The organism is Novosphingobium sp. B-7, assembly GCF_000410615.1.
GTDB lineage: Bacteria > Pseudomonadota > Alphaproteobacteria > Sphingomonadales > Sphingomonadaceae > Novosphingobium > Novosphingobium capsulatum.
The window spans coordinates 16,136-27,598 of record NZ_KE148507.1; the positions used below are offsets into that span (position 1 = coordinate 16,136).

Annotated in this window: 9 protein-coding genes and 3 pseudogenes; 1 reads left to right on the forward strand and 11 read right to left on the reverse strand. The window is 56.0% G+C overall.

Annotated elements, in window-relative coordinates:
- The 8 genes and pseudogenes from H926_RS30080 to H926_RS35620 form a co-directional block, all read right to left on the reverse strand.
- Positions 1–1,593, reverse strand: a 1,593-nt coding sequence (locus H926_RS30080; RefSeq protein WP_043611111.1) for a VirB4 family type IV secretion system protein, incomplete at its 3' end; no start/stop codon positions are given.
- Positions 1,572–1,805, reverse strand: a complete 234-nt coding sequence (locus tag H926_RS0122860; RefSeq protein WP_051146489.1) for a type IV secretion system protein VirB3 — start codon at positions 1,803–1,805, stop codon at positions 1,572–1,574. The genes H926_RS30080 and H926_RS0122860, both read right to left, overlap by 22 nt.
- Positions 1,806–1,865: 60 nt before the next feature.
- Positions 1,866–2,189, reverse strand: a complete 324-nt coding sequence (locus H926_RS0122865) for a TrbC/VirB2 family protein (RefSeq protein ID WP_148291865.1) — start codon at positions 2,187–2,189, stop codon at positions 1,866–1,868.
- Positions 2,190–2,411: 222 nt separating this feature from the next.
- The gene (locus tag H926_RS35275) at positions 2,412–2,579 is read right to left on the reverse strand and encodes a transposase (protein WP_082209311.1); all 168 of its coding nucleotides are present in this window, start codon (positions 2,577–2,579) and stop codon (positions 2,412–2,414) included.
- A 423-nt stretch (positions 2,580–3,002) separates the two neighbouring features.
- Positions 3,003–6,194 (reverse strand): RHS repeat domain-containing protein, encoded by a 3,192-nt coding sequence (locus H926_RS31270; protein ID WP_148291864.1) that lies wholly within the window; start codon positions 6,192–6,194, stop codon positions 3,003–3,005.
- A gap of 866 nt (positions 6,195–7,060) precedes the next feature.
- Positions 7,061–7,348, reverse strand: a complete 288-nt coding sequence (locus tag H926_RS33895) for a hypothetical protein (RefSeq protein WP_158442045.1) — start codon at positions 7,346–7,348, stop codon at positions 7,061–7,063.
- A gap of 54 nt (positions 7,349–7,402) precedes the next feature.
- Positions 7,403–7,663 carry an RHS repeat domain-containing protein gene (locus tag H926_RS32030; RefSeq protein ID WP_231627932.1) on the reverse strand — a complete coding sequence of 87 codons (261 nt, stop codon included), beginning with the start codon at positions 7,661–7,663 and terminating at the stop codon, positions 7,403–7,405.
- Positions 7,664–8,183: 520 nt separating this feature from the next.
- A pseudogene (locus H926_RS35620) lies at positions 8,184–8,489 on the reverse strand (transposase); the annotation flags it as partial.
- Positions 8,490–8,695: 206 nt separating this feature from the next.
- Here H926_RS35620 and H926_RS32790 point away from each other — a divergent pair.
- A protein-coding gene (locus H926_RS32790; RefSeq protein WP_202804794.1) for an IS5 family transposase occupies positions 8,696–9,477 on the forward strand; the annotation gives its coding sequence in 2 pieces (ribosomal slippage) (positions 8,696–9,020 and positions 9,020–9,477; 783 coding nt in all).
- 26 nt (positions 9,478–9,503) lie between these two features.
- On the opposite strand, the pseudogene H926_RS31275 reads toward H926_RS32790, so the two are convergent.
- From H926_RS31275 to H926_RS0122900, 3 genes and pseudogenes are all read right to left on the reverse strand, one after another.
- Positions 9,504–10,117, reverse strand: a pseudogene (locus H926_RS31275) (IS5 family transposase); the annotation flags it as partial.
- A gap of 134 nt (positions 10,118–10,251) precedes the next feature.
- Positions 10,252–10,992 (reverse strand): DUF6118 family protein, encoded by a 741-nt coding sequence (locus H926_RS30100; protein WP_022678314.1) that lies wholly within the window; start codon positions 10,990–10,992, stop codon positions 10,252–10,254.
- Positions 10,989–11,463 (reverse strand): annotated as a pseudogene (locus tag H926_RS0122900) (Ti-type conjugative transfer relaxase TraA); the annotation flags it as partial. The pseudogene H926_RS0122900 and the gene H926_RS30100, both read right to left, overlap by 4 nt.

An 11,463-nucleotide genomic window follows, 5' to 3' on the forward strand; every position in this document is an offset into this window, starting at 1 on the left:
ATCGATCCCGCCGGCGAGCAGCGTGATCCATTCGGTCAGAAACGCGCGGTTGGCCGCCGTATCGGGCAATTGCAGCGGATTGAGCCCGGAAGGCAGGCCAGCGCGCAGCTGATCGTACTGCCCACCAATCGCGCGGATGAACAGTTCGGCGCCACGATCCTTGTCGAAAAAGATGATCCGCGGCGCAAACTTGCGCGCCTGGGCGAGCAGGAAATTGAGCACCACCGTCTTGCCCGAACCCGAGGGACCGATGATCGTGAAATTGCCCAGATCGTTCTGGTGGAAATTGAAGAAGTAGGGGCCGGCCGCCGTCGTCTCGAACAGGGTGACGGCGTCGCCCCAGTGATTGCCCTTGGCCTGGCCGACGGGGAAATTGTGCAGGCTGGCAAGCCCAGCATAGTTGCGCGCCGAGACCAGCGCGCGCCGGCCGATATAGCGGAAATTGCCGGGGAACTGTGCCCAGAACGTGGGTTCGAGCGCGATATCCTCGCGCACGCCGACCATGCCAAGATCGCCCAGCACCGCAAGCACTTCGGCCACCTGCTTGTCGAGCGTGGTCAGGTTTTCGGCGTAGAGAACAATCGTCGCATGATGCTCGCCGAAGGCTGCCCGGCCGGCCGCGACCGCATCCTTGGCTACGCGCAATTCTTCGCGCAGGCTGACCGCCTCATCCTCGGTCGAGCGCATGCGTCGCAGCGCTAGATTCATTCGCCCCAGCGTTTCCTGCCGATCGACGAAGGCGAAGGATTGGCTCACCGTCATGTCGAACGGCAGGCGATAGAGTTCGTCGAACATGCCGGGCATGCTTTGCCCGGGATAGTCCTTGATCGACACCACCGCGCCGAACAGCCTCGCCTGGTCTCCGGCCTGACCTAGTTCGAACGCATCCTGGCCAAAGCTCACGCGGCGGTACGGCAGATAATGGCCGATATCGCCTTGCGGCAGACCGACCGGGCGCAGATCGCCGTTGTAGAGGCAGGAGAGGAATTCCAGTGGCTCGGAGCGGAAGCCGTCTGGCGTGTCGTAGACCCGCAGCAACTTGGGGCTGTAGCTGGAAAGCGCCGCCATCAAGGCATCACGCGCCGCATCGAGCTGACGCACTTCGCCAGCGATCTGCGCGCTGGTGCCACCTGCCTGCGCCTGCCGCCGCAAGATCCCGCCCAAGCGCTCGAACATGCCAAGCCGGCCACGGACAGGACGGCGCACAATCGTCAGGAACAGCTCGTTGACGTAAAGCTCGCGAGTTTCGAGCAGATTGCTCCAGCGCGCATGGAGATCCTGGGAAAACGCGTCGCCGAACTGCGCAGCCAGATCGGGCTGCACCTTGCGGCGAATAACGTGATGATAGACGGCAAAGCGCGAAGACCCGATCGCGCGCAGCATTGCGTCGCGCATCTCGGCGCGATAGTTGATGTCTTGCGTATCGGCCGTCTCGAATAGCAAGCCACCTAAGCGGATCGTCTGCGTCAGCAACCCATCGCGTGTCTCGATCGTGACATCGTCAACATGCCGACCGTAGGGCAAATGCGTGCCCGCCGACGTCTCACGCGCGATGACTTTGGGATCAACTGTCAGGGGCGGTAAGAGTTGCATTGCCACAGCTTATGATTGCGCACGCGCGGACAACGGCTCACGCGCAGGATCCACAGGTCGGGGAAGCGCGGCTCGTGCCGACACAGGACCATCCCTGCCAGATGGACTGCCACACAAGCCAACAGCGCGAGGACAGACCGAAAAATCAGGAAAAGCTCGGCACAGAGGATACCGTTGATAACGAAGAAGCTGTAGGTCACCCCGGCAAACATCTGCGGCCGCGTGAGAGCGACAAACACCGTGTCACGGCGAAGACTGCCTGACACGGCGGATCAATACTGCCCTGCGGTCGCCGCTGCGCGGATACCGCCCACGATGCTGGCTGCACCGAATAGAATGAAGCAACCCAGTACCACCACAGCGCCATGCCGCCAGTTGATGCGGCCGGTAAGCATGCCGAATCCGACGGCTGCAATGGCAATCACCGCGACCACTGTGGCTACCGTGCCCATCAAAGTGCCTTGCAACCAACTCACCGCCGATATGAGCACGCCCGAACCCTGTGGATCTCCCGGCACGGCGGCCAGAGCCCGCTGCCCGAGCAGCATCACGAAAACAGCAAGTGCAGAGCCAAAGTATTCGATCTGACGTTTCATTTTCAACCCAATTTCCCCTTCTAATGACAGCCCCTTGAACAAAAGCAAAATCTGCCCGGCAAAAGGATTCTCCCTGAGCAAGATTTTGGCCGCACAGAGCGTTCGACTTTGTCAAAGATCCTTGTTTCCACTTTGCTGCGATGCTCCTCCAGAGAAGCAGCAGTCCATGTCACGATCCATCCTGCCCCTTCCCAAAGATGGTTGATTCAAAACATACCAGTATCACTCAACAACTTTAGAATCGGGCTCTGAGGATCGGCCTTTTGCTCGGCGGACTAAATCGCTGACCGAAACCTGCTGCGGCATCTTCACGGCCATGTGCATATCATTCTTCGACAGCGTGCCACTGATAATCGTCGCGCCGATCGCAACGCAAACGTAGTTGATGATCTAGTGCACTCGAAGTTGCAATTCCCAGCCATAACCTTATATTTATACCATTTTATCTTTCATCGAATTTTCTCATAACATAGATAATTAATTTCCAGAGTGCATAAATTTCTACAGCTAGAACCGGCGCAAAAGCAAACGCGAACGATATTTTTTGCGGGAGAGGAATTAATAATAGCGCACAAAGATGTGCCAGAAAGATCAATATAAGTAGGAACCACAGGAACCATCGCCTGCGTAACGGCCAAAGCAGTCCAATTAGTATCGTAAAAATAACAACAACCATCGAAGAAAAAAACGGAGCTGACGTGCTTGAAAAATGAGCCACCGTAACAAAAGTCAGAAGACCCACTAATGAGCCAATAACTCCGAGATTCTTCGGTGGCGAGAATTCAGTATATAGATCGCTACCCTCTTCCATGCTTATTCTTTCATACATTTGTCGTATTCCGACGTTATGTTGTACACATCATTGGCCAATGCGCCTAGTCCTAAGCCCCATCCCACCGCCTTTACGATGAAATTACCCGCCCTTGAAAGCATTTGCCCATCCAACGAAATACTTTGAAATCCGGCTGCCCCCATACTGATACCTCTAAGATCTCCTGATACGCCGCCGGCAATGAGCCCTGCTCCCGCTACGGTGAGTTGAGCCAATTTGGCTTCCGGTGCAGCAACCGCCAACACAACACCTCCTGCATCGGCTGCGAGCGAAGCGAGATTGTTTCGTATTGCCTTATCCATACACCTACCAGACTTAGTATTATTGCTCTTTGGGCTTTGATAACCATTTTGTGGCGAGCCGCGGCCGGGTGCACCTCCAGCGGGCGCCTTAACAGGAGACCCCATTTGCGGAGAATTTTGACTATCATAAGTACAACTCAGAATTGGGGTTCGGGTTGCATCGTAAGTACCCAATTGGGCTAAACTATGTTTCGGAACACAAATAACAGTTAAACCACTCGGATCCACCCCATTTACAGGATCAGAACTAACGTAGTTATACCAATTGATCCCATCGCTATATCCGATGGGATCGGTTTGCATGAAGCGGCCGAGGCTTGGGGAGTACCAGCGGGCCTTGTAGTAGGCCAAGCCGACTTCAGGGAACCAAGCCTGTCCAGTGTACTGGAAGCGGCCAATGTTATTGGCACGCGGAATGCCGAACTCGTCATAGGCATTGGTGCCCAGCACATTTCCCGAGCCATCGGTCACGGCAATGATCGAGCCGCGCTCGTCGGCCTGGAGAAAGCGCCGATCGGTCAGGCCCGAGCCTTCGTACCAAACGACCGGCTCATCCGTGCCAGGGCCTGGCACATAGCGACGCAGCGTCGCTCCTGAAGAACCCGATACTTCCGCCAGAATGGCTGTGCCGTCATAGACAAACCGCGTCGAGGCCGGAGCGTTATATTCGATCAGGCGCCCCGCCCCGTCATAGCGCATCGTCGCGGAGGGACCGGAGGTCATCTCGTTGAGCTTATCGTAGCCGTAGCTTGAGCTGCCCGAAGAGGTCAGGTTCCCACGACCATCGTAGCCGAACGCGACTCCACCTGCGGCAGTGTACTGGTTCAGACCATTGGTCGTATAGGCGCGACTGGTGTTCACGGCTCCCGTCCAAGCGTAGGCATCATTGCTGCGAACGAGGCTGGTAATTTGCGAAGCTGGGTTATAGCCGATCGCAGTCCCGGTCCCGCCCACCGCACCAATGAGATTATCGTAGGCCGTCCCGCCCAGGTCAAGCTTCAGCCCGGCAAGGCGGCTGACGCCGTCATAAGCATACGTGCGCGTCGTGCCGTTGCCATAGGTGACGAAACTGCGGCGTCCCAATGTGTCGTAGCTATACGATGCCAGGATGCCCACACCCGATGTGGCACCATTCTCGCGGATTGCGGTAACATTGCCAGTGAGATCGTAGTCATAAGAGACATAGTTGTTATCGCCCCAGGTCAGGCGAGTCCGGTTTCCAGCAACGTCATAAAGATAACTGACCGACCCGAAGGGCTGTGTCTCGCTGCTGAGGCGGCCCAGGCCGTCGTAGCCATAGGAGAGATTGACCCCGTCACCAGGGCGCTGCACATTTGTCACCTGGCCCAGCAGATTGTAGCTGAAGTTGACCGCGTTTTCACCGTTCGGCGTGCGCGACGCCACGCGCCCGAGGTTGTCGTAGGTTAACGTGATTGTATTGCCGTCGCGCAAGCGATGCTGGGTCACGTTGGAATTGGCATCGTAGGTCAACTGCTCGTAGTCGGTCGTCGAGCTTGAGCCAGCACCCTGGGTTGGTGACGGATAAAGAGTCTGCGACAGGCGATCGAAGCCATCGTAGACGTAGGTCGTCAGATTGTTCTGACCATCCTTCACCGACGCCAGCTTACCGTTAGCGGTATAAGCATTGGTCTGGGTAGTAGCCTGGGCCGTGGTGCCTACACCTTCTGTGACCGCCAAAACCCTGCCTATCGCATCCAAATCCTGCTTGGTCACCCGATCCGCCCCGCTAACTCCGGTCGTCTGGCTCGGCGCGCAACTCGATGCGGCAGAACCTGGGATGGCAGACAGATTCATGTATTGAATGGCACAGTAAGGCCTGCCCAAGGCGTCATAGAGTTGATCGTTGACAGCATAGGTTGTGCCACCAGCAACAACAGTCGAACGTACCGGACGGTCGTAAGCGTCCAGAGTCACATCTGTATGATAACTTTCGCTGAAATTGCTCAAGTCGGTCGCTTGGCTGGGCACCGTTCCGATTGCGGTCTGAACCAAAGTACCATTGGCATTATACGTGTATTTCACCGCCACCGGCTGGCGCGTACCAGAGCCATCGGGATCAGGACCAATCACACCAGTCACTCGGCGATCAGCATCGTAGAATGCATAGGAGATCTGACCTGCAAGCGGGCCTGTTGCTGAAATGACGTTGCCGACATTGTCATAGGCAAAGGTCGTGGTAGCGCTGATCGACCCGTCCCCGGTCGCGACGGTTCGCGAGATCGGCAATAGGTTGTTAGCCACACCAGTGGTCTGGGGGCCGTAGTTGATCGTCGTCCGAATCTCGTCGGCGCTATTGGCGCAAGTAGCGCTTCCCGAAAGCGAGAAAGGCCCCACCCCCGCTGTCCCGGTCAATGCTGTCCCAGCTTGCGTACGGCACGAAGAAATAGACGTCAGCATGTAGACATTCTGTCCAGACGCCACAATCGAGCCAGAGCTATTCTTGAAATAGGCCTGCATCGCCGTATATCTATAGCGAGTCTGTTGGCGCAGACCATTAGCATCAGCCGGGCCCGTAACCGAGGTCAAAAATCCTGTGGAACTATCATAAGTATAATCAGTTTCGTTGCCCTTGGCATCCTTCGTCCAACTTGGTTTGTCGCACAGCACCCCTGAAGAACAGCTCGACGGATATCCAGATGATTGCACGATGTCCGACAGACCCGATGCCACCTTTGCAACTCTCCGCTGCTCGGTCACATTCCCGTTGGAATCATAAGAATATTTCGTATACCCCGACGTTGGCGAACCAGATGTGATCACGCCTTCGGGAGGAACAACATAAGCCAACAACCCGGAAGAATTGTATTGGTAGGTATTTTTCTGATTCAGTGCATTCTGGAACGTCTGCAATTCCCCCGACGAAATGTCAGCCGTAGCTGTATATTGCGTTGACCCAGATGCAGATCGCACGCTTGAAAGTGTCGATCCACTAGCGGAAAAAGCGTACGTATAGTTTACGCCATTTTTTGAAAGGCCAGCAACTCTACCGCTAGAATCATAAGACAACGCAACGGTGTTTGTTGCGTTTGAGCCAATTTGTATAGACGCAACTTTCTGACCAGATGCGTCACTCTTAATTGTTTCGATACGCCCGGACGGGGTGGTTAAAATCTCTGTATATACTCCAGATTACTGAGTGACATTATAACTAGCATAAGGCCAGTTTTGCGTAAAAGCAACACAAGACCCACTAGATGAACATGAATCAATTGTATTATTTACGCCATATACTGATGATATGGAAGACCATGATATTTGGCTAGTCCCAGAGACTGACAGGGTATTAGTTGCGTATCCAAATTTTAAAGAATAGCCTGTAGACTTTGCAACAAGTGACAGTCTGATAAAGTTATAGCTATTCGTCACAGTTCCAGCCGCAGACTTGACCGACTGTGTCGTGTAATACAGCGCTTCCGTCGTACCGTCAGCGCGCGTGACATTAGTGCAATATGCAACATAAGGCCCAACTGGATCATAAAGATTGCGCTGGACTACACTCTTTGTCGGCGGAATCGGGAAATCATCCCCAGTAAAAGCCTGAGTAAAATTGTATATATCGCCGTTATCATCGGTATAAACAAGTGCAGTTGTAAAAACCCCACCGCCACCGTCAACATTTACATATTTACCCGTAGAACTATTATATGAAAAATTTATAGTTCTACTGCCAATAATTACCTGAACATTCCCGCCAAGCGCGCCAGTGACAGCGATTGTTAGTTATGAATCCAATTTCGATTTCCAGTAATAGTCCTTATATGCTCAAGGCCATTTTGGGAACCGCCGATAGACAGGATTTTCTCCGAAATTACCGGCAAGCCACTTGAGTAGCTTATACCGTTGTCATCTGAGTCTAGATTTTTTGGCAAACCAACAGCAACTTGCGCAAGTGCAGATGGCACGTAGAAGCCTATTGCCGTCGTTATCAGAAGCGTTTTATGAACCGCCTTGATCGCCGATCTACTTTTTGCCGAGAAATTGTGTGCGTTTGCCAAATTATTCATACCACATCACCTTCATAAATTTACTAATGGCTTCATAATTATATGAATAAGCCATTAGCTACCGGTAGTGGTGACGTTTACGCGGTTGTCGGCCTTGTCAGGATTGTAAGATGTATTGAGGCCGTTATTGACTGAGCCAGCGTGGGTAACTTGGACCAACCGGCCGAGAGCATCATACGTGTAGGCGACGGTCTCCGTGGCATGCGCCGGTTTGGCCACAACCAATGCGAAAGCTGCAGCATGCAAAAACGACTTCATCGCCCCACCCCTCCAGTTCGCCGGAAATGTTTCCGGATGATTGCTGTTGGTTTCCATGTTTTGACATGGAAGTCAATCTGGAGTCTTCAAAACTATCCTGTAATCAGCACGTTGAGGGTGATGGCCAGCTGCTTGAAAGATTGGTGGGCGCGGGACTTCCGCATCCAGCAGAGGCGCTGCCTCTACGGTTCGTAAAAGCCGTCAATGGAAACCTGCTGCCGCCAATTGCCGTAATGCCGACGACTTTGTCGACATCGTCAAGGGCGTCAAGCAGCACCCAAAACTGTTTTATATCAGGGCGCATTGATCAGAACCCGTGGGTCCTTTGACGCAATCTGAGGGGCACGATGCGCCGCAGGTGCTTGAAGAGCTTGTTCCAAGCGAAGCGACTGTAGACGACGATGTCATAGTATGATTTGAAATTGTGGTTCGACAGCCAGTTGTTCCGCACGAACTGCCAAACAATATCCACTGGATTGAGCTAGGGGCACCTCGGTTGCAGCAGCATCAGCGTAATCTTAGGCGCACGACATGGAAAGCGATTCCGGCAAGATGCATGTTCTTCGCGCCGTGCCCAGCAAAATGTTGCTGTTCTGTGGCTGAGCATGTGGGTGTAAACGATGATGGCCCATGCGGTTGAAGAAGCGATGGTGGTTTCCCAATTCTTGGTCAGGCCGCAGCAGCGGCAGAGCCATGCAAAGGTCCGCTCGACCAAATACCGGCGGGGCAGGATAGCAAAGCCTTTGCGCGTCCTAGGCGGCGTGGACAAATTGCCTAGAGGCGATCTTTCCAAGTGTCTTCGGGATATTTGATGATTTGTCGCCGCCATATCCAAACGGCGAACGAAAACATGATTGCTCCGGTAGCTATACCAGCACCCCATCCCTTCTGATGACCATGAAAATAGGCCACCAGAATACTGACAACGGCCGGAGCAGATAGCGCAAGCCAATCCCGTCGGGTCACTTTCCTCATGCGGCGTAATCTATCGCGAGGTGGCCGTAAAAACACCGATTTCTGCATGGTGTTTGGGAACGCGATTGACGCGATGGCCAGTCGTTGATTCAAGCCTGCTTTTTGGAGGCAGATTTGAGCCGGGGCGATCTCACCGAAGCAGAATGGCGAATTTTGAAGGGCTTGTTGCCAATCGAGCCTGAAAATCGCGGTCGAGGCAGGCGGCCGGAGCAGAACCGTTCTGTCGTCAACGGCATACTCTGGCGGCTCCGTTGCGGCGCACCGTGGCGCGATGTACCACCGAAATACGGCAGTTGGAACACGATCTATCGGCGGTTTCGACGCTGGAGTGAGGCTGGTGTTTGGGAGACCGTTGCGGTTACGCTCGCCGAAATCATGGCTGACAGCGGCCACTACAGCATCGATAGCACAACAGTCCGCGCCCACGTTTCGGCAGCGGGCGGAAAAGGGGGACTCATCGACGCGCTCTTGGCCGCTCGCGGGGCGGGTTCACCAGTAAGCTTCACTGCTTGGCTGATGCCCTCGGACGACCAGTTGCCTTCCACCTAACAGGTGGCGAGGCAGCGGACTGCAAGGCGTATGATGCTTTGATCGATCTGCCCGAGTGCACGCCCGACGCTTTGTTGGCGGACAAGGGGTATGACGCTGATGCCATTCGTGCGGATCTTGCCGAGCGGAAGATTGCTGCCGTCATCCCCGGCCGGTCAAACCGCCGCGTCAAGATCGAGCATGATCGAACGCTCTACAAGCAGCGCAACCGCATCGAGCGCATGTTCGGCCATCTCAAAATCAACCGCGCCATCGCCACCCGCTACGACCAGCTTGCCAACAGCTTCCTCGGCATGGTCCATCTCGCCACCGCCAGATACTGGCTCAAATTTGTCCACGCCGCCTAGCGCTTGATGATCTGGATTGGTCAGTCGCCCATGGGCTCCAGCGCCGTCTTCAGCTTGTCCCCGGCGCATCACCACCACGACACGTTCGATGACGGGAAGCGACCAGGCACCGCCTTAAGCACATCGACCGCCCCGTCACGATCCTGAATATCAGCCGTTTGGACCAGAACGGAAATCAGGAATCCAGAGGTGTCGGTGAGGATGTGAAGCTTGCAGCCGTTGATTTTTTACCCGCATCATAGCCGCTATGTCCCCCGGAATCGGTGGTTTTGACAATCTGACTGTCGATCACCCCCGCGCTGCGCGAGGGCTCGCGGCCACCGATCTTGAGCAGGCTCATGACCAACAGCGTGTTGATGGTCTCGAACAGACCGGCGTTGCGCCAGGCGTAAAAATACCGCCCGACCGTCGACACCGGCGCGTAGCATTTGGGCAGCAAACGCCATGCGGAACCGGCTGACGCCAGATAGACCAACGCATTGACCACATGGCGCATGTCCGTCGTGCGGCGGCGACCGTCCGTCCTGGCCGGCGAGATAGAGAACGCCAGCAAATCCCATTCCCGATCATTCATGTCGGATGAATAACGTAGCGCTTTCCGGCTATGGTCTTCCCCAGCCGTATCAGTCCATGCCATGATCCAGGCCATCTCTTCGCAAAGAAACTGAATTATAAAATGATGGTATTGTTTAGCAAATTTCGGATCGAGGTCTCAGTCGGACCTTATCAAATTTCAGCCATAATTAGGCTAAGGAAGCCACGAAGTGTGCTCCGTCATCGGGTATAAGCGACCTTGGGCTGGCTTATGGGGATCACTACCGAGATCGAGCAACTCACGCCCTTTCCGACCTTCGCCGCACGCTTCTGGCAATCCTCCAACGCTTTGGCATTGCTCGCCCAAACGCTGGCGGCTTCCCGCAAGGCCTGCCACCGCTGCGGATCGGACACCTGCAGCATCCGCTCCCCAGCCGCCCAGCCATCGCGCTGGAGAAGGCCGGCCGCACGCTCCTCCGGCCAGTGCCAGCTTTCCGGCACGGCTTGGTCGACGAAGTCCGGAACCACCCAGCCCAGCATGAAGCCGGCAACCACACCGGTCGCTGCCGCGACACCCAGCCAGCGCATTTGCTGAAGCCCCGTCAGGACGGATTGCACGATGTCGTTGATCGTGAGGACGGTGCGATCCAGGTCAATCCGCGCAGCGCCGAAATGCTGCCGCTCAACCTCACTTGCCTTGGCCGTCGCGTGATGGATCTGACCGGCGATGGCCTCTGGCGTCAGCTGCAGCGCGGGACTGCTGGCTAGCGTCTCAATCGTGGCTGCCGCGTCCTCCTGGCAGGCATGGATACGGGCCAGGTCCTGGGTGTAGTCCCGGCTGTGCAGTTCCTGCTGCCGCGCCGCAAAGCCTTCGACAGCGGCAATGAGAACGGCCAGCTTGTGCGTCATCGCCTCGAAGGCCACTTCGGGGCGGTCGAGGTCGGCCTGGGGGCTTGAGCGATGGGCGGCAGCGTCAGTCACAGGCCCAGCCCCCGGTCGCGCCCACGCTCAAGCGAGTGGGTCAGTTGCTGGGCGATGGACCTGGTCTTGGCCGCTTCGGTGATGTCATGGCCACTGACGCCCGGCGACCATTCCCGCGACCACTGTTTGCCGATCAGCTGGTTCCCGCGCTTGCTGAGTGCACTGCCCAGCTCGTGGTCCTTCTCCAAGCCCTTGGCCATGGCGCGCATCTGGCCTTCGACCTGCTGACGCGCCTCGCGGTTGCTGGAGCCGGTGAGACTGCCGCGCTGTGCCTGGAGCTGCTGCCAGGACTGGACGAAGCGATCGGCGCGCAGTTCGGGATTGGCCCGGATCTCGGCTTCGAGCTGCATGGCGCGGACGGCACTGCCGGTGCGGCCGGTGGCGGCCTCGGCCATGAGGCCGGGATTGCGCTGGAACGCGGTGCCGAGATCGCGCGCACTGCCGCCGGGCAGCGCATCGAGCGCCTGCGCC